Origin of the sequence: Bacteroides sp. L008, assembly GCF_040812255.1 — a bacterium.
In the GTDB taxonomy this organism is placed as follows: Bacteria; Bacteroidota; Bacteroidia; order Bacteroidales; family Bacteroidaceae; genus Bacteroides; species Bacteroides vicugnae.
Genome location: NZ_JBFNXO010000002.1, coordinates 700695 through 721996, shown reverse-complemented (window position 1 = coordinate 721996; position 21302 = coordinate 700695). Strand labels below are relative to the sequence as shown.

The 21302-nt window shown below is 42.8% G+C and carries 11 protein-coding genes; 1 reads left to right on the top strand and 10 read right to left on the bottom strand.

From position 1 onward, the window contains the following. Window positions 1-18: 18 nt before the first annotated feature. From AB3G73_RS21980 to AB3G73_RS21950, 7 genes are all read right to left on the bottom strand, one after another. Window positions 19-2829: an ATP-binding protein gene (locus AB3G73_RS21980; RefSeq protein WP_367745600.1), complete on the bottom strand. Its 2811-nt coding sequence runs from the start codon at window positions 2827-2829 to the stop codon at window positions 19-21. Between the two features lie 190 nt (window positions 2830-3019). Further along, window positions 3020-4228: a hypothetical protein gene (locus AB3G73_RS21975; protein WP_195648568.1), complete on the bottom strand. Its 1209-nt coding sequence runs from the start codon at window positions 4226-4228 to the stop codon at window positions 3020-3022. A 43-nt stretch (window positions 4229-4271) separates the two neighbouring features. After that, a complete protein-coding gene (locus AB3G73_RS21970) occupies window positions 4272-6986 on the bottom strand; it encodes a TonB-dependent receptor (RefSeq protein ID WP_259022227.1) in 2715 nt (904 codons plus the stop codon). A 351-nt stretch (window positions 6987-7337) separates the two neighbouring features. After that, a complete protein-coding gene (locus tag AB3G73_RS21965) occupies window positions 7338-8234 on the bottom strand; it encodes an AraC family transcriptional regulator (RefSeq protein WP_148366450.1) in 897 nt (298 codons plus the stop codon). Window positions 8235-8260: 26 nt separating this feature from the next. After that, complete coding sequence (locus AB3G73_RS21960; RefSeq protein WP_148366451.1) at window positions 8261-9601, bottom strand: mechanosensitive ion channel family protein; 1341 nt, start codon at window positions 9599-9601, stop codon at window positions 8261-8263. 37 nt (window positions 9602-9638) lie between these two features. Further along, entirely contained in the window at window positions 9639-10655 is a 1017-nt protein-coding gene (locus tag AB3G73_RS21955; RefSeq protein WP_148366452.1) for a DUF4435 domain-containing protein, read from the bottom strand. Beyond that, window positions 10633-11487 carry an AAA family ATPase gene (locus AB3G73_RS21950; RefSeq protein WP_195648570.1) on the bottom strand — a complete coding sequence of 285 codons (855 nt, stop codon included), beginning with the start codon at window positions 11485-11487 and terminating at the stop codon, window positions 10633-10635. The genes AB3G73_RS21955 and AB3G73_RS21950 overlap by 23 nt, the downstream gene beginning before the upstream one ends. Window positions 11488-11609: 122 nt before the next feature. Here AB3G73_RS21950 and AB3G73_RS21945 point away from each other — a divergent pair, with 122 nt between their 5' ends. After that, complete coding sequence (locus AB3G73_RS21945; protein WP_148366454.1) at window positions 11610-12527, top strand: DMT family transporter; 918 nt, start codon at window positions 11610-11612, stop codon at window positions 12525-12527. Window positions 12528-12616: 89 nt separating this feature from the next. Here AB3G73_RS21945 and meaB read toward each other — a convergent pair whose 3' ends face one another. The 3 genes from meaB to AB3G73_RS21930 all read right to left on the bottom strand — a co-directional run bounded on the left by meaB (window position 12617) and on the right by AB3G73_RS21930 (window position 20756). Next, window positions 12617-13708 carry a methylmalonyl Co-A mutase-associated GTPase MeaB gene (gene meaB / locus AB3G73_RS21940; RefSeq protein WP_367745599.1) on the bottom strand — a complete coding sequence of 364 codons (1092 nt, stop codon included), beginning with the start codon at window positions 13706-13708 and terminating at the stop codon, window positions 12617-12619. A gap of 11 nt (window positions 13709-13719) precedes the next feature. After that, complete coding sequence (locus AB3G73_RS21935; protein WP_195648573.1) at window positions 13720-14787, bottom strand: DUF1573 domain-containing protein; 1068 nt, start codon at window positions 14785-14787, stop codon at window positions 13720-13722. 236 nt (window positions 14788-15023) lie between these two features. Further along, complete coding sequence (locus AB3G73_RS21930) at window positions 15024-20756, bottom strand: alpha-2-macroglobulin (protein ID WP_367745598.1); 5733 nt, start codon at window positions 20754-20756, stop codon at window positions 15024-15026. Between the last annotated feature and the right edge of the window lie 546 nt (window positions 20757-21302).

Here is a 21302-nt window from a genome sequence, read left to right as displayed (position 1 = left end):
ATATATTAAATTGCCCCTTTACCGGGCACAACTCATCTCTTCCGTCACAATTACCCCAGGAATAGTAAACCAGAACCGTGATCCTTTTCCTTTTTCAGAGTCAACGCCAATACGTCCACCCAGTTGTTCTACAATGCTTTGACAGATAGAAAGTCCCAATCCTGTACCGTGCACAAAAGAATTAAGCTTCACAAAACGTTCAAAAATATGCGGTAACTGCTCTTTCTCAATACCGATTCCCGTATCTTTGACATAAAACTCCAACTCTCCTTCTTTTATTTCATATCCGACATGAATACTCCCTTCGGAGGTAAACTTCATTGCATTATTAACAAAGTTAGAGATCACCTGATGTATGCGATTACGATCACTAATGACATGACAGACCGGAAGATGATTATCAAGTACCAGTTCCACGTCTTCTTTCGCTTTCATACGCATCGAGCGGACAATATCCTCACACAACAGATTTACATCTACGTCTCCATTAGTAAACTCAAACGTACCAGCCTCAATCTTCGAGAGGTCGAGTATATCCGAAATAAGTTGCAGTAACAGATCATTATTCTCACGTACAATCTTAATATACTCCTGACGTTCTGCCACGTCTTCAGTTTCCACCAACAAATCGGAGAAACCAACAATAGCATTCAGCGGCGTACGGATTTCATGACTCATATTTGCAAGGAAAGCACTTTTCAAGCGATCCATCATCTCCGCTTTATCGCGTGCCTGAATCAATTCGGCTTCGGTCTCTTTCAGCTCTGTGATGTCATAATTGATGCCGATGATTTCTATTTCGTTTTCTTCCGGTCTATAGTTAGTGACCATTACATTACTATTTACCCAATTCCATTCGTTCTTTGTTCCGGGACGACGAATACGCACTTCTCCCTGAAAATGCCTCCTTTTACCCTTCTTGACTTCGTCATAGAAATCAAAGAAACGTTTACGGTCTTCCGGATGCATTTTGCCATAAACTCCCACAACCTCGCTCAAAGGAATATCTTCTTCCTCACCCAAATTCTTATACCACTGTTTAATAGCATAACCTTTCCGGTTCAAAAGATTCAGTTTAGCATAACCTACCTTGGCATAGTCGGATATCATCAGGAAGAAATTCTCAAAATCACGGATACGATTCATCGCGTCGATGCGTTCCGTATTGTCAATGCTGATTAAGATATATCCGTTAAAGTTACCCTCGTTGTCATATAGTTTACTAACTTTCGAATATAGTTCGATCACGTTGGAGCGGCTTGTTTCATAATATCCCCCGGTTTGCTCAAAAGAATAGTTAAGCCGGAAATCGACTAAATCCTCATTCCTCACACGATCACGGATGTTCTGTGGTACATTCGGATTCTCAAAGAAATTAACCCCTATTACATCCGATTTATTCACTACACCGAATATCTCCAGATCTTTATTATTTAAATTCACCAGATACCCGTCTTTATCATAGATTTCGACTCCTGCCGGGATATTGGTAAAGATATTCTTAAATAACTTTTCGCTCCGGTCCAGTGCCCGATTGGCTTTCACTGATCCCGTGGAATCGAGGAACAAGCCGACAACTTCATCCTGTTCAGGAGAATAAATAATCCAATGCGTATAGCGTTCCGTTTTAGGAAAATATTCATCTTTTTCCCTATAAGAATCACTATCCAGGATCTCTTTCAGGAAATCAAGTTTTTGGAGATAGTCGGAATGCTTTTCAGATCCCAAAGCACCAATATAAGATTCCAAAGGATGTCCGAAAAATGTGGAACTTACCTCATTTGCATCTGTCACCCGATAATCACAAGGCTTATTATTCTCGTCACGGATAATCGACATACGGATATAACCCATCGGCATAAAATGGAACAGGTTATTCAGGAAAGCCTGTTCACGGATCACCTTGTCCTTGGCCTTACGCAACTCGATACAAATGCTTATAATATTTCCCAATGAAGAGAACCATTGAAAATCTTCATTACTCCAGCCATGGTAATTTTTCACCAGATCAATGCCCATATACCCCCAAACGTGATCACCCGTCATCAAAGGAGTAACCATTAAAGAACGAATCCCCTGAACAGCAAGTATCTTATACTCATCGGCTGCTGCTTCCGGTAATTGTTCCAATGTATCCAAGAGAATAGGTTTACCAGCTAATATCTGTTCACTCCACCACTTCGATTGACTGATAGGTATATTTTGGAGAGTCTCTTTTTCAGCTGATACCCCTTCGGAAACAACTTCATAAGTACAACTATGATGGGTATGAGTCTCATCATATTCAAAAATATAAACGCGTCCTTCGCCATCATATAGATTCAGTATATCTCTTAAAATATCTGTTATACAAGATTCCACCTCTTCATCACGAAGGAAACGAAGCAACGATTGCGACACAAAATTCTGACGGCGAAGCAAGTCATTCACACGTCTTAATGCATCCCTTTGATCTTCTTCCTTAGGAGCTTCGACACGCTGGATTACTCCGAAGGATTTATCACCTCCATCAGCACCTGCTCCCTTCTCACGAAAAGCCAGACGAGTATGTAACCAAACCTCACCATATTTGGAATGAATAGGAAAAGTTTGTTCATAAAAGTCCTTATGAATAGAAGTGTTTGCCTGAAACTCTTGGGTAATTTGCTTGCGATAATCTTCACGTACCAGATTCAGAAAATCCGAATTAGAAATAGTGTCTCCATCCAAGCCCAGAAGATCACAAAGATAATCGGAACATAAGTAATATCCTGTCGTTAAATCTACTTCCCACCACCCGATCTGTGCAAGAGAAGCCATTTTATGGTACCGCTCGTTGTCTGTTTGCATAATTTATATCATTGTAAGATAATAGGTCGACAAATATACGAAAAAGGAAATCACTCATACCATAAAAAACCAAATAAAAAAACTAAAATAAGATTACGAAAACAAACAAATAGAATATGGGAGAATCTGTTTGTTACAAATACTCCCATACCTCCTATTAAAAAATAAACCTCGCTAATCTATATCTTAATTATAATGAGGAGAAATTATATCCGGTCCAAGTGAACAGGGATGCATCTGCACCAGTGTTAGTAGCAGGTTCGGTAAATGTATTCAATGTACCGTTCAGCTTCGTTTTATATTGCAGAGTATTCGTTATGCTAATGCTGGAAGCTGGATTTCCCGCACCTTTGCTGTCGTTCATATCAATCAGGTCGATGGTTCCGCCGGTACCTTTGACAAGCGCATTGATAATGGTAGCTTTCGCGCCACGACGAATCTTTATCACATCCTGCATACGGTCTACATTGTCCGTTGTATTTGCAGCATTATTTACAATCGTCATATTTTCAACCGTAAAGTCCGATTGACGCAGATGATCGGGATAGATACCGTCCAAATTACCGTCTGCTTCAATACCGCGCGGATCTGCTTCCGTACTGGTATAACCGCTTTCCCAAACACCATAGCAGTTTTTCAATGTACCGGAATATCCTTGAGTAAAGTCGAACATATCATCATCCGGGTTTACAGCTAACAGGTTCGTTACATTCACTGTACCGCCAAAGAATTCGATGGCATCATCCGCACTTTCAAGAATATAGATATTCTCAATCTTGGTACCGTTTCCAACACCGTTCAGCGTCAATCCATTGTGTTCGATATCTGCTGTAGAGCGAGCACCGGCATAGCAGATTTTCACATAAGTCAGTGAACCGGAATTATCATTATCGACACTACCACCATATTTATAGTTGTTGTCGATTTCTGTCAGACCTGTATCACTCTTATTTGCATTCGAGCCGGAGATCGGAGCTTTACCGTTGATAATGACTCCTCCCCAATAACCGGATGTGGGACTCGTTGAGTTGGCTGTGAAAACGATTGGCTTGTCAGCGGTACCGTCAGCATAAAGTTTACCCCCCTGTGCTACCAGCAGATAACTGCTGAAACCTTCACGGGCTTTAATCGTTGTTCCGGCAGGGATATTCAGACGGCCTCCGTCTTCAATCACGACTGTTCCGTTCAGAATATATTCCTTAGCTTCCAGCGTTTGCTCTCCGGTCAGCGTTCCGGACAGGATATTTTCACCCACAACGATAGAGCTACCTGTTCCGCCATTGTTTCCACCATTTCCATTACCATCGCCGTCTCCGTCACTATCACTGCTACATGCAGTCAATGTAAGTGCTGTTGCCATAACGGCAAATGTCATAAAGTTCACAAACAATCTTTTCATTTTGCTTTCATTATTAGTTAATAATTTTATTTCATCACCCGGTTTAGAATGTACACGACACCCCCAGGCTTATATTTATTCCTTTCTTATAATCATTCAGTATCACCTTCTCCCCGTTTTCGTTCGCTTTGCGGCTTAACTTATAAGAGGGATTCAGCAGATTACGAGCTTTCAGGTTGAGTGAGAGATGTTTATTGAGTTTAGCTTGAGACACAAAATCCAGTGTCAGGATTCCCTGCTCCATCATATCTTGATAGCCCTGTGTACCAATGGTATATATCTTATCACTCACATAATTAAGTACCAATGTATTGACAAAGCTACGCTTACCCTTCGTGAAGTTATGTGAGAGATCGAAATTGACAATCCACGGTGCAGCTCCTTCCAGTTGCGAACCGGTAGTAACGGTTGCCAAAGGCATTTTGGCATTCGTGTAGATATAAGAGCCGTTCAATCCGAAAGAGAGTTTATTCATTCCATTCGCGGCATTACCCGCCGGACGGACAAACAGATTCTTACGTATTTCCACTTCTACTCCGGCTACGGTTGCTTTGTCTGCTATATTCTCATAAGAAAGATAACCTCCGGCACTTGCCACTTCTATGCGGGATATCGGATTCTTGATCAGTTTATAAAAAGCCGTGAGAGAAATCAATTCGGTCGGAGTGGGATTAAAGTCCCATTTCAAATCAAGGTTATAATTATCCGAAGGTTTCAGATTGGGGTTACCCTGGCTGTTGAAGTTCACACCGACATAACGGTAAGGAGATATTTCCTTTGCCTGCGGCAGCGTATACGTTTTGCTGGCTCCCAGACGAAGCGAGTTTTTCTCATTCAGATTGTATTTGAGATTCAAGCTGGGCAGGAAATAATCTTTTTGAATGGTATTGTTTCCTTTAGAGCCTCCACGATTGACATTATAGTCCACTTCAATGTCTACCTTGTCATATTTCAATCCCAGATTCACAATCCAACGGGAAGTAAACTGGTAGGTAGCTTCGGCATAAGCGGAATGAATATTCTTTTTTACTGTATATTCATCTATATTCTTCTGTATCTTAAACCAGTCGGAAGAAAAGTTTTCCTGATTATAATAATCGTCAAGCGAGAAGTCATGCAAAGAAGGGATGGTAGAAACATGTCCTACCGTCAGATTATACTCCGTAGCTTTGAAGTTATCATCAACGAATCTGCCTGCATATCCGAAACGGACATTTGATATCTCTTCCACATCATCTTTCAGACGATAGACCAAGCCTGCTTTTACATTCAGGTCGTTTTCGTCTAAAGTTGAGAAATAGCGCTGTTGCGAGTTTCCTCTAAGCAATGTATATCCATTTTCCGCTTTGGTCAGGTTGTTGATACGACGGTCCGGTTCATAACCTTTCACTATATTATAGGAAGCACCTGCATCCAGACTTAACGATTTGGTTAATCCCCAGTTGGTCATCAGCTGATTAACGATCAACATATTGTCATTCGCCTGTTGACGACGGGTGAATCCGAGGTTTTCGTAGTCGTCACTAAAAATCGAGTTCTTACCGTTGTAGTCACCCACCGACTGGGTATTGGCATGAATCATCATAAAATTATAACTGATGTGATGACGGTTCTGCATATCGAAATCAACATTGGCAAGTGCCAGCTGACTGATATTCTCCGTATACTTCTTGCCATTCATATCTTTATATATCGTACCGCTGGTAGTTGTATTACGTATGATTTCATCCGTATACTGATAGTCCGTCGTATGTCCGGCAGTCAGGAAGAAAGAAAGCGGATTTTTGTCTTCTCCGACATAGAATCGTTTGCCACCGGAAATGCTATAACTCCGATTGATCTGGAGATGTTGACCGAAAGGGTCTAACTTATTTTTGAAGTTCCATGAGTTTTCATCCACAGGTTCGGTGCGATTGGCAAAGCCCATAAAGTTCACTCCATCCTGTTTCAGAAAATCGGCCGCTACAGTCTGTGTGTTCAAGCCACCGGAAATACCGAATCCCAAATGACCGCTACCTATCAGTTCTTTGGATACAATATCTATGGTTGCCCCTCCAACATCACTGCTGCCTCCTGCGTTGAATGCTTTATTTACGCCTACAGACTGGATAATGTCCGTACCGAAGAAATCAAGAGAGATATTCTTATATTCCGGATCTTCGGAAGGAAGAGCGAATCCGTTGAACGTGGTTGCATTGTAACGGTCTCCCAATCCACGGACAAAGACATTCTTCACCCCGTCTTGTTTAGATACTCCGGCAACTTTAGTGACGGCACCTTCCGCATCCGAAACACCCTTGCGGGAGAGTTCCCTAACGCCGACGGATTGCACGGCAATCACTGCCTTCTGCTGTTCGAGCAACAGCATATTCTCATTTTCCCGGTTCTTTTTGGCTACTACCACCACGTCGGAAAGTTCTTGTGCATCTGTTTCCAGTTCCAGATTCAAAATCACCAGCTTTCCATTCTCCACACGCACCTTACGGCGCACTTCTGTCTTATAGCCTACATATTTTATTTCAATATCATACATACCTTCCAAAACACCGGCAACATTCAACTCGAAGTTACCATCCATATCGGTAACGGCTCCGGCTTGAGTGCCTATCAGCCGGATAGTAGCTCCGATCAGAGGTTCTTTGGAAAGTTTGTCTTTCACAGCTCCTTTCACCTTTATATTAGCAGCCAATGCGGAAAGTACACATACGATACTGAAGAAGACTGCAACAGAGAATCTTAATAGAAATAGCTTTTTCATCGAACTTTACTCTACGTTTAAATTACATCGGCAAAGGTAGAGCGTAAATGTTACGATGATAATACGAAGAAAATACAATCTATTGAAATAAGCATTGCAATCTCATTGCTTCTACATGGAATTTCCTTTCATTGCTATCTTTATTTCCTTTCCTGCTTATGACAGGCAATGCCAACCCGCTGGCACAACTGTGCCATCGCAATGGCACAACAGTGACAACGTAGTGGCACAACTGTGACAAGCCGCTGGCACAAGCCCTCGTCCAGAGCATCTCCAGAGGCTTCCTTTGCAGAAAAAACGGAGTCCGGGAGGGGGACTAGCGTCAACCGGTCTCTATTCCCTCGCCAATCACTAAATCAATTTCTTTTTCTTCCGGTAGTTCTCACGAAACTCTTTGGGCGAACAACTCTTTTTCTTTTTAAAGATACGGTTGAAATTGGAAAGGTTATTGAAACCGCACTCATAACAAATCTCGGCAATAGACATAGTAGAATCGACCAGCAACCGGGAAGCAAAGCCCAAACGAATGTCTATGATATAATCAGATAAGTTCTTTCCGGTACGCAGTTTGAAGAACCGGCTGAACGACACATCCGTCATTCCCACCATATCAGCCAATTGTCCCAGACGTATTTCCTCCTGATAATGTGCATTGATATATTCCTGCACTTTTTGCACACGGCGGCTGTCCGAATGAATATCTATCTTGGCAAAAGACGAACTGGACAACGTACGGGCTTCTTCTTCAAAGAGAGAAAGCTCATACAGTATCGTCATAAACTTGATGACTGCATAGAATCCCTGTTTCTCGGAAGCAAGCGTATCCAGCAACGGATAAATTTTCAGTATGGCAGACATGGGAAAACAAAGTCCCTTCTGTGCCTTATCCAGCATCCGGCGGATAGAATCGAATTGATTCTTATTGATAAAGCTCTTGAAGAAAAGATCGGAAGAAAACTGGATGGTAATCTCCCGTATCTCTTTAGAACGACAGTCGTTCTGTTCCCAGACGTGTTCCAAGTCTTTTCCCGTTATCAGCACCAGATCATAGTCGCCTATCACTTCGGAAGAATCTCCTACAATCCGCCTCACCCCGGCAGCCTTTTCGGTGAAGTTCAATTCAAATTCGGAGTGATTGTGAATAGGATAAGTGAATTCCGTTTTATAACGCTCCGCAATGTAAAAGCAATCCTTATCTGATAAAGGAGTGATTTCACGGATAATCTGGTTGGATAACGGTGTAGTCATAGTAGTAGTAATTTATAAACGTTTGATTAGTTTTCTATCTTTACCCCTATCCGATGGAAGTCGGCTCCCGACGGATTCTGGAAGACACGCAGATCGAATTCAGGAATAATGGCAAGCACATGATCGAAAACATCTGCCTGTATGCCTTCATAGGCAACCCATACTTTATTGGCAGAAAAGAAATAAAGTTCCAACGGAATACCGGTTTCGGTAGGCTGGAGCTGGCGTACCATGCAGGTCAGGTCCTGATTGACGGTAGGCAGGTTTTTCAGATAATTAGTCAGATAGGCGCGGAAAACTCCCAGGTTTGTTTGCCGACGTCCATTCACTAATACGGAGTTGTCGATGTGATGCTCCTTATTATATTCTTCCACTACCTTTTCCGTTTCATCCACATAGTTCGTCAAAAGTTGTATCTTCCGGTATTTTGCCAACATTTCCGGTGTACAGAAGTGCACGCTGGTCATGTCTATATTAATGGAACGTTTCACACGGCGTCCGCCGGATTCCTGCATTCCCTGCCAGTTCTGGAAAGAGTCACTAATCAACAGGTAAGGAGGAATGGTGGTGATGGTGTTATCAAAGTTACGCACCTTTACGGTGTTCAATGTTACCTCTATCACCGTACCGTCCGCACCATATTTCGGCATCGTGATCCAATCGCCTACTTTCAGCATATTGTTGGCAGAAAGCTGGATGCCGGAGACAAATCCCATGATACTGTCCTTGAAGACTAACATCAAAACGGCAGCGGAAGCTCCCAGTCCGGTCAGCAGCACCACCGGGCTTTGCTTTATCAGGATACTGATAATAATAATGGCTCCTATAAAGAAGAGAACGACTTGTGCTGTCTGCAAAAGTCCCTTCAAAGGTTTGTCCTTATATTGTTCACGTGCGCTATATACGAGGTAAACGGCTGTGAACAGCGCACTGACGAAGCGAAGAAAGACTGCCAGGATATAAATCATGCAAAGTCTGCGAAGGAAGTCCAGCAAACCGGAGTCCGCATGTTCGGGAAATGCGATAGGGATAGATATATAAATCAAAATAGGTGCTACCAATCTGCTGATATTCAGCATCACTTTATCATTAAATACAATATCATCCCAAGTTGCTTTCGTCTGTTTCACCAATCTGGCTACGGTACGCAGAATAATCTTGCGGCAAATCAGATTGGCTAATAAAGCGATTCCGATTATGCACAATAAGATGATAAAGTTATCAATCTTATCTGCCCAGACTTCATCTACTCCCATCGAAAGCAAAGCATGGTTTACTTCTTGCATCATTACATTACCTGCTTCTTCCGGCTGTCCATTTGCCAATGCTATACTCACAGTGTCAACTACTTCCTTTACTTCTTTCATAAGCAATCTTCTCTCTCTCTTTTAGTTTTTCTTTTATTTATGATTTCTGTTTATTTTTTCCTTCTTCCAAATATTCACTGATATCCTGCCGCAACCAATCGTAATGGAAGAGCCTTTTGTAGGCTACATTCTTCTTGAGCATGATTTCCACATTCACCTGGCTGTTCTGATAACAAGTCAGTTCGTTTCTGAATTGTTCATTGTGTTCGGCCAGTCGTTTGATTTCCTGTTCCCGTTCACGGCGTAATACAGTGCAGACCGGAATCAAAAGTTTCATTACCACATTATCCATCACATGGTGTCCCTGCATATACAAATAAGTAGTTTCCGGCACCAACCCCAGCTCTTTAAATTCAGCCTGCAGTCCGTTTACTTGATTGATGTTATGAGGAAATTTCTTTTTCAACTCTGCCAACTTCTGGTTAACCCGTTGTTGGAGTGATTCCAGACTCTTTTCCGGATTCCGGAGGTTAATCTCACGCAAAGAGGTATAGGTATGGAAATCGTACATCGGGAAAGTGTAAGTATCCCGTTGGCGATAGAACCATACGTTCCAGAGAAAAAGCGGATATACTATTTCGGAGTATCTCTTTAGATAGGAATTGAAGTCGAGAATGGAACGGTCGTTCAATGTGGCCTGCACACATACCTCGTGAAGGCTCTCGGCAAAACAATGATAGTTTTCAATAGCATAGGTATAAGTCTGAAAAATATATCTGTTCCGGTTGATTTTACGGGAGGTATTGGTGGCTCCCTGCAACAGGAAATCATAGTCACTGTCCACACAGGCAATCAGGCTTCTCCCCAGTTCGGCTGTATTCAGCGTGTTCATGAGTACCATCTTTTTTCCTTTTGCCAAGGAGGTGGCCGAAGGAAGCATCACCTGGAAATAGTGTTCATCATCTTCAAATTCTTCAAGCAATGTGCGCCAGAAAGCGATGTCGTCATAGCTTTCTACATAAGCGATGATACGTCGGCGGGCTTTTTTCGGATAAAGCTTATGGGCGGCATTGAAATAGGAAGAAGTCAGATTATCTCGTAGTGAAGTTGCCATCAGTTTTATTTATATTGGTAGATATATCGCTTACTTCTGTCACGGCATCCAGCCATCCTTCCATAATGACGGCAGGTGAATGGGTAGTCAGGATGATCTGCACATTCGGATTCAGTTCACGTATCATAGCAATCAATTTTTGCTGCCATTCTATGTGAAGGGAAGCTTCCGGCTCATCCATAAACAATACGCAGTGGCTGTTGTCCTGCACAAGTACGGTCAGCAGAATAACCAGCATTTGCTTTTCGCCGGACGATAGTTTATAAGGAAACAATAGCTCGCCATCCTGGTAGAAAGCAATATCATTCCGTTTCCGGTCTATCTTTTTACGTGTATAGCTGAACAGTTCGTCAATCATATCCTGAAAGCGGCGCTTAGCCACAGACAGTGTGGCCGCCTTGCGACGTTCCTCTTCATTGTCGCTGGAAAGCATTTCGATCATCTTATTGCCTATGTTAACCTGATAATCGAGATAACGGCGTTGCAACAGGTAGAGTTGCCAATCCAGTTCGGACTTTACATTCTTGTCTGCCATACGGGCGGTGAAGTCTCCCATAATCAAGGGACGGTCGTAGCTCCGGATCACATTATAGGGGATATAGGTTGCCTGGGGATTGTCGAAGAAAAGACGCACTCCGTTCTTCTCGTCACTTTTCATTTCACCGGAGAGTTCCTCGAGATATCCTACCGAACGGTTCAGAATGGTAGTCTTCCCCACTCCGTTGATGCCGGAGAGGATATTCACATCGGGACGCAAATCCCATCCTATATTAAAGCGTTCCCATAGTCCGTGTATCTCGATACGACGGATATAATTGGCTTGTTGTTCCATAATATTCAAGTTTAATCAAGGCAAATATAAACAAATCATACGATAAAAAGCTACCTTTGCAACCGTTTTCTCTATTTGATTGTTAATGATATCAGAAATATAGTAAAATAAATAGCATCAACATGGACAAAAGTAAGAACCTGTATGGTCATTTGTTTGCGCTTACGGCAAACGTTATGTGGGGATTAATGTCTCCCATCGGTAAGTCAGCTCTTCAAGAGTTTTCCGCAATTTCAGTTACCACGTTCCGTATGGTGGGAGCAGCAGCAGCTTTCTGGATTCTTTCTATATTTTGTAAACAGGAACATGTGAATCATCAAGATATGCTGAAAATCTTCTTTGCTTCACTTTTTGCGCTAGTATTCAATCAAGGAGTGTTTATCTTCGGACTTTCTATGACTTCTCCTATCGATGCTTCTATCGTAACTACTACTCTACCGATTGTAACAATGGTTGTAGCGGCCATCTATTTGAAAGAACCTATTACCAATAAGAAAGTAATGGGAATTTTTGTAGGTGCTATGGGAGCACTCATTCTCATTGTGAGCAGCCAGGCAGGAAGTAACGGAAACGGAAGCCTGATTGGTGACTTGCTTTGTCTCGTTGCGCAAATCAGTTTCTCCATATACTTAACTGTATTCAAAGGATTATCTCAACAATATTCAGCAGTAACGATTAACAAATGGATGTTCATCTATGCTTCGATGTGCTATATTCCATTCTCCTATTATGATATTTCTACGATTCAATGGACTTCTGTTTCCACAATTGCTATCATACAGGTATTGTATGTCGTATTAGGAGGTAGTTTCCTCGCATATCTCTGCATTATGACTGCGCAGAGACTGCTTCGTCCTACGGTAGTCAGCATGTACAATTATATGCAACCGATCGTGGCTACAATTGCGGCAATCGCAATGGGTATCGGAAACTTTGGCTGGGAAAAAGGGATTGCCATCGCACTCGTATTCCTGGGAGTATATATTGTGACTCAAAGTAAATCGAGAGCTGACCTTGAAAAAACAGAAAAGCTTCATTAATAGTATAAACGGGTAGAAAGACTGAACGTTTCCTACCCGCTTATGCTAAATGTATTCTTTAATAATTAGAATCTTGTTAATTTAAAGCCTTATTTCAAATCCTCAAAGTAAGTATCGAGCAGACTTCTTGCAGCTATAAACGAAGTCAGGTTACCTTTCAATACCTGCTGTTCTTTTTCTAAGAGCATCGCTTCAATCTTCGGATTATGATAAAAGCTGTCACGAAGTTGTTCATTAATGCTTTCATACATCCAATATTTACTTTGTTCGTTTCGGCGATATTCAAAATAGCCGTTTCCTTTCACGAAATCAATGTACTCGTAAATCATGTCCCAGACTTCCTTCACTCCCAGATTATAAAAACCGGAGTAAGTCAAGACTTTGGGAGTCCATCTGGATTCAGGCGCAGGAAACAGATGCAATGCATTACGGAATTGAGTGGCAGCCAACTTGGCACGTTCCAGATTATCTCCATCGGCCTTATTGATAACGATACCGTCCGCCATTTCCATAATACCACGCTTAATCCCCTGCAGTTCATCTCCCGTACCGGACAACTGAATCAACAGGAAGAAATCAACCATCGAGTGAACAGCCGTTTCGCTCTGTCCCACTCCTACGGTCTCCACAAAAATCTTATCAAATCCGGCAGCTTCGCAAAGAATAATCGTCTCCCGTGTTTTACGTGCCACTCCTCCCAATGAACCGGCTGACGGACTAGGGCGGATGAACGATTTAGGATGTACGGCCAGCTGTTCCATACGCGTCTTATCTCCCAAGATACTGCCTTTACTGCGTTCACTACTGGGATCGATAGCCAATACCGCCAACTTGCCCCCTTTTTCAAGTACATGCAGACCGAATACATCTATCGACGTACTCTTTCCCGCACCGGGAACACCACTGATACCGATCCGAACCGAATTGCCGGAAAATGGCAGACATTTCTCGATGATTTCCTGTGAGACAGCCTGATGTTCAGGCTTTACGCTTTCCACCAATGTCACAGCCTGACTCAATATAGTGACATCACCCTTTACGATACCTTCTACAAACTCTGCTACTGAAAGTTGGCGTTTCTTAGGTTTCCGCTTTAAGTAGGGATTCACAGATGAGGGTTGCTCAATACCTTTATTGACAACAAGTCCCTTATATTCTTCACTATTTTCAGGATGTTCCATAACAATAGGATTTAGCGTTTGATATTGATTTCGACTTTCGGGCGTAGCGGATCATTCGTTATCATCAAGATACGTAAATGATGTTTCTTATTACCTACGTCACGCTTACGAATGGTCACTTTAAGTTTCGTCATTCCATCCGGGGGAAGCACTGTCTTTTTCAGGCTCACTCCTACCGATGAATTAAATACCTGCAACTTACTGATAATTAATGGAGTTTTTCCGGCATTGGCTATCAATATGTCGTGGCTTGCCTTTTTCTTCTTTATCAATGGCACGCTCAGGTCGATGTTCGTTTCAGAAATACGCATGGCAGGAGCGTTCAGAGAATCTTTTTCTGTCATACGTGAGAAGTCGGGAAGAAGAATAGCCGAAACCGGTATTTCATTATCTTCGCTCACCTTATCACCGGAAAAACGGGAAAGGTAAACGGATGTTTGTGTCAATCCATAATCTTTCAGCTGGCTTGCATCCAGCGTCAGTTTAACAGTTCCTTTCTTACCTTTCAACAGCACTTTAGGTTCCGCTTCCATTTTCAGATAAGGAGGCAGGTGCATCAGCACCGGTTCGTAGGGACGATCGGAAAGATTGGCGATGTTGAAAGTCAATGAAGGCTGCTGTCCGCGATAAACATCAGGAAAAGCAAACTCATCACGATCTAAACGGATATTTCCGATGGCATGAGGAAGCAGCTTGGTATAATCTTTAATTTCCTGCACCACTTCGCCGGTAAACTTCAGATAAACCAGACTCGGACTGGCATTGCTATAGATGCCTACTGACTTCTCAAAATGCCCTAACGCCTTGGCATCAAAAGTAGCCTTTACTACTCCCTTTCCTCCGGGAGCAATCGGTTCTTTCGTCCAGTCGGCCACGGCACAGGCACAAGAGGTCGTGACGTTGGTCAGCACCAACGGTTGGTTTCCCGTGTTAGTGATGGTATATTCCACAGCCACCGGACGTTTCCACTCTATTTGTCCGAAGTTATGTGTCTCTTTATTTGAAGAGATACGCGGTTGGGCAACGGCTGCCAAAGCGACAGTAAGCAAAGTTAATATAGATAGTAAACTACGTTTCATGCGATATTTTTTATTTTGGTGCACAAATGTAGGGGTTTTAGATGAGTTTTTCACCACAGATTACACAGATTAACACAGATTGGGAAAAGACTTTACTTAATAGCATTCCTTGTAAGCCCCTGTTTATAAGAAAAAAGTTCCTCACCGAGGAAGGATGCCTTCCTCGGTGAGGAATACCCTCTTCATCGGTGAGGAACGCCTCGCTCATCGGTGAGAATAAAAATCCCCTGCCGGAACTATTTAATAATAATTGTCATCGAAGCAGAATGAGAAGCATATTCCGGTGCATAAGCACACTGCATAGTTGCCAAACCTGTTTCGTAAGTTCCTGCACGACTGACACGGTAGCTATATTCCAACACGTATACACCCTTTCCTAAATGATCGAAGAAGAAATTAGTCGATGCATCTTTGATGTCTACGTAATAGCCAAGCCCGTTGTTCCAACGATAACCGGAAATGCCGCCAATCGGTTCGAAACAAGCGCCCCGCTGATCTTTCAACTGTACAAAGTCCATCGGACGGTCTACGCGGATGCTCAAACGGGAAACGACTTTATCACCTACCTGAAGAACCGTTTTGGCAGTAATAGGTTGCAATTGAGGCACGTTATTCACCGTACGCTCCACATACAACTGTTTCTCAACATTCAGTTCACCGCCCTGTTGTTTCACATCACTCATAGGAGATTCAAATTCTGCATACACAGCTCCCCAGGCAATACCCGGATTTCTCTTTTCCACTTCAATCTTGCGGGCATCCACCACATTCTTCTGTGTGAAAGAACGTTTGATATATCCCAATCCGGGAACAGTCGTTTTACTTGGACTAACAGTTTCCAGCACTTCATCAGCAATCACAATCCGTACATCTCCCTGATTGTCGAGTAAATTAGTACCCTTCATCAGCAATGCAAATACCGCATCGGCAGTAGCTACCGGAGAATTCCACTGTTGTGTCTGCTTTTGCTTCAACAACCAAAGTTTCATTTCTTCCACTGTATCGGTATTGCCGCCTGTCTGTTCCAGCGCTTCCATCACATCTACATGAGCCTGCATCTGCATTCCGCCCCATGTATACGGATTCTCGTTGAAAGCAAAGAACATTCCCTGTTCATCTGTCTTCGTCAGATGTTCTTTCAGAGAAGCGACAAACTCCTGCGCTTCCTTCTTGCGTCCGGCTTTATCAAGCACAATGGCGGCAATCGCTTTTGTATCCATCGAAGGAGAAGTCAGCAATTCTCCTACCTTAGAAAGATAATAGGTATAAGCCGCTTTATTGACTGCGGGTACCTGCTCTCCCGAAATAGCGATGAGATACAAATATTGCAGAATACTGCCCGAAACGCCCGTAAACTTCACACCGTCTTTCTGCGCTTTCAGGATTTCCTTATACTCGTCCAAAGCTGATTGATGAAGGTAAGAGAAAGCCTTCTGTTGCAAGGAAAGAGCCGATCCGCTTAATTTCTCACCTGTCAGCATAGCCAGACGGGCATTCAGTTCGGCGATATAGGTAGTTACAGATCGACTGCCGTTCATTCCTTTATACCAGGACCATGCCCCGTTTGAGTTCTGTAACTCCTGCAATCGAGTCAAAGCTGCGATATTATTACTACGGATGTTATTCAAATCAAACAAGGTGGCGATGCGCTCTTTCTGTTGCTCTTCCGTCTGTGCTTCGAGCACCCAGGGAGACTCGGACAAAATGATATTCTTCACTTCCTGATTCTTTTGCAGATTGCTCAAGAACGTTTCTTTCGTACCTCCTTGCAGTTTCCAACTTTCAAATACCGCTTTGATCTTCGGCTGACTGTTCATGATAAACGAGGCCAATGTATTGGCATAGTAGGCAGTAGCCCAGGAAATAGCGTTATTACTTGTCGGAAGACTCAATGAAGGCAATGCCTGAACGGCATACCAAGCCGGGTTTCCTGTAAATTCAACAGTTAGTTTACGATCTGTGGCTGTTTTACTTTGCTGATTGAACAGATGATCGAGTGAGAAAGTACGGGTTTCTTCTCCACGCACTGGCATTGGAAGTGTCTCCACCAAATGCTCTTTATTGCTAAGAACCGGAAGCAACTGTTGTTCTCCATCGCTGAAAGTACCACTGTCGGCAATCATCCGGCATCCCACTATTTCGTATTTATCACTAACGGTAAACTGGAAGTCCACACCCATTGTCTTTCCGGCAGCAAGGCTGAATTTCTGTTTTTGTGTACTGATAACCTTCTCTGTCATCGGATCAAAAAGGACCAGACTGACCGTTCCGGCTTGCGGCTTACCAGTCATATTAGAGATAGAAGCTGCCAGAGAAGTCTTATCACCCACACGCACAAAACGAGGGAGATTAGGAGTCAGCATAAATTCTTTGCTTGTGGTAGCTTCGCCATCCAATGTTCCTGTCAACATTCCCTTTGTATGAGAATATCCACGGAAGTTCCAACGCGTCAGACTTTCGGGCATCGTGAAAGAGAAAGAGATCTCTCCCTGTTCATTGGTGCGAAGTTGAGGATAGAAGAATGCTGTTTCTGCTAAATTGGTACGCAAGTCGGCAGATGCTTCGGGAAGCATTTCGTTGTCAGATGCCTCATCCGCTTTTTCTCCCGTGGGTATCATTTCCGATTGAAATTCAACATTAGTCATGGCATCAGCAGCCATAGCCGATTTCATCTTTGGCGCATTACTCCTTAAAGTTGCAACGTCCAATGTCGAAACGCTACCTGTCACCGTCAACTTTCTCGTCGAGCCATATCCTCTCACCATTATTTCATCCGTTCCTCCGCTATTATAATAATTCAACAGCATCACAAAGTGGTCATACTCCAGTGATGGCACTTTGAGACTCTTCGTATTCCACCAGTAATTGAACGAATTATTGCCGGAATACCCACTCATCCAATTAAAGTAAGGGAGTATCTGATTGTAATACACCCAAAATTCCTGCTTACGATTCCATATTTTATCCAAGGAGGCATCATACATCGTTGCCAGCATTTCCGCGTTGGCAGCCTGCCCTTGCGGCGTTTTAATCGTCAGCTTCCATTCTTCCTTTTGTCCCGGACGCAATTTATCACGGAACACTTCCCACTTCATAGCCAGCGTTTTATCAGGAATCCGTTTGGTCAGCCGCACCTGTTCCTGATAAACCTGTCCGTCCCTCACCATACAGAGATTCACAAAGACACCATCCCCATAACTTTCCCGATATGGATACTCGAAACGGACAATTGTATCTGACAAATTCAACGTCTTGCTCTCCAACAATTTATCACCGGAAAATACATTCATCATCACATAAGCATCTTTTTTCGACGTACCGAAACAGAACACGGCCGGATGGGCAGCATCAAATTCCGTATTTGCACCATAGAACCACATCGTCGTTTCTATGGGCGGACGTTTGTCCTCGACAGAGAAAAGAATCGTGTTGGTGTCAGCAGTCACTTCCTTGCCCTGATTGTCTTTCACTGATGCTTTCAGCACATAAGGTCCCGATGGAAGATTCTTCCAGTCGAGCGTCATGTCTTCATTAGAAGTAAAGGTTCCCGTTGCAACCGGTTTCTCTTCCAGCTGCTTAAAGTCCTTGTCTTTGGCAGGGTACAAGTAATAATCCCCCTTCACCTCCACAGGTTGTCCATTCAGGTTCTGTACTTTAAATATTGTTTCGAAGGGTTGATCCTTGCAAGTCTTATCTTGCAATTCCACCTGCAAAACCAACGAACGGTTCCCTGCCGAAATCACGTCCGTAGAAGATTGTGTTTCACCTGCCACGTTGGTAACAGTGGCCTCAATGGAATAACGATAATATACCTTATCGTTATTTTTATAAGAGTCACTTTCCTGCAGACGAACCGGTATCGTAAATTCTCCATTCTCATTGGCCATCACTTCACCGGAAGCAATCTGCACAGATTCCGCAAACCGCCAAAGGCTGTATGCAGAACGCTTTACCGTATATTTCACCGGAAGATCCTGAAGCAGCACACCACTATAAGATTGTACCATCCCTTTCACCTGTACCTCATCACCCAGTTTGTAACTTCCTTGTTGCTTTTCGAAAGTGACATCAAATGTCGGACGTTTATAATCTTCTACCCGGATGCTTGTACGGCCTCTTCCCGCTTTCAAAGAAAACATTCCGTTCAGGCAAGCCGAAGGCAATGCAAAATCGGTGGTAAACGAACCAAACTCATTGGTACGTACCGACTTCTGCCCTACTTCCTGATTGTTTACATCCAATAAAGTCACCGTATATTCCTTGTTCGGAAGCACATTCGCCGTATCTGATTGTTGAGAATAAGCAATTCCCTTCACATATACCGTCTGCCCGGGACGATACAAAGAGCGGTCGGTCAATAAAGTCATATTTTCAGTCACTTTATCTTCGTCGCCGTAATATCCGTAACTTCCTGCATAAATGCCTTGTTTCGGCATTGCCGTATCCGTCCCCTTGGAAGCTTTCAGATAGCGGTATTCGGATTTCCAGGGAAATACGACCTTACCCTCTTCGTTTGTCGTAAACTCCTGCAACACTTTTTCGTCATTACTGTACATTGTCACTTTCGCATGGGGAATAGGATGCCCTGTCTGTCCATCCAGCGTCACCACTTGATACTGTTTTTCCGGCAGACGGCACGTCAGCACTTTGAAACGTGTTACATCAAACTTACTTTCACTATCTCTCTTCGCACGAATATCAGGTATGATACGCATCACGTAAGATCCAAGCTCGGGAGCTTTGAATGTAAACACAGTGTCCTGCGTCCGGTAATCTTTCGGACGAAGCACAGCGTAATGTTGTTCCTTTATCAGTTTCTTCGCCTGATAAAGACGGACAGTGAAACCATCCAGATTTTTGTGTGAGACCCTCAATTCTATCTCTTCGTTCGGAAAAGCCAAATCGGATGCATAAACATTCAAATAAGGAGCCAATATCTCTTCCCGAAGATTTTTCAAAGCATTGATTCTGCGATAGCCTGGATAAAGGCGGATTGCCTCATCGCAAAGCTGCAATGCATTGAGCTGCTGTTGTTTTCCAATAGCATACCGGGCTTCCGCCAAATAGACTTCGGCACAGATGGGTTCGGAAGCATACTTGCTTTTCAATGTGTTCAAAGCTTTCAGATAAGTATCTTCCGTCAGTACCGGAAGTTCGCCCTGTACCTGGAGAGGTCGAATATTCCGATCAGCATTCCATCTCCATTCCAGGTAGTTAAGTGCTGTCAACACATAACCTTCTTTTAATCCGGCTGCTTTATAAGCGGAAATCATATTTCCATAAATAGCTATTATATCTTGTTTTACCGGATTCACAGTACCGTCATTAGTAATCCTGTTACCCAGTTCTTCCACCCGTTGCAGTGCTTCAATGCTACGGGAAGCCAATAAATGATACATATCATGGTGATAGTATTCGCTCGTTTCTCCCAGTTCTACAAACGGAATATAGTCGCGTGAGGATGTTTTGAGCAGCAATACAGAATCGGCCAATGCCTCCTTTATATTTGTCCGCACTTTTTCGATGAACATATTGGCTGTCCATTCACGCATATCGGTAGCAGGTGTCTGGTCTACGATTTCTGTCCGTTGGCGGAGTTGCCACAGGTTGCTGGCTGCATAATCTGCATAGATTCCCGCTATCAAAGAGTGTAGGATGGCGCGATCCATTGGTTGGTCAGTCTGTTTCACCCATTGTTCCAGTCCTTTCAAATCAGCATAAAGACTGTCGGGATTCAACATTTCCCGATATTTCATCCGCCACGTATATGCTTTGAGCATTTGTGGTGAGTTTTTCTCTTTTTCCCCTTTCTGATAAATCTCATCAGTCAGTTTTATTACTGTCTTAGGCAAGCTCTTTTTCCCCGCTTGCTCCACTTCTTTCCATAATTTGTCGAAAGTTTGTGCTTGTACTGCCGGAATCACTCCCAACCATAATAGCACCATCATACAAATCTGCTTTACTTTCATAATCTTTCTAGTTTAAGTTTGATATAAGTCTCACTCTTATAAATAACAAAGTAAGGAAATAAAGTTTAAAGATTTGTACTTTTTAGCTTAAAAAAAGCTTTTATCAAGCTACCAGCCCTATAGCATATTGCATAAACATTAGCCTATTAATCAACTCACTTTGGAATAAAATAAAAAGTCCAAAGGCTGCCACTCCGTTTGTTGTTTAATTGAAAAGTTTATCTTCTGCAATAAGATTAACCTATCTCTTACAAGTTCAAAAATGTAAAAGTATCTTGCACCTTACACTAATCCTGTGATAGTTAATTGATATACAGGATTTGTAGCAGTACAAAAAACAACTTTATGTAAAATTTTAGATATAAAAAATGGGGATATCGTATTTAATAACGTATCCCCACTCTAAACTTAGTTAATGTACTTGTTCTCATTTCTCAATTCTGTACCCCCATGAAAGCATTTCATTACGACCTACTTCACTAAGGATTTTTCTAACTAAAGAACTCATTTTCTTTGCCATAATCTTTAAACCTTTAAAATTACTAA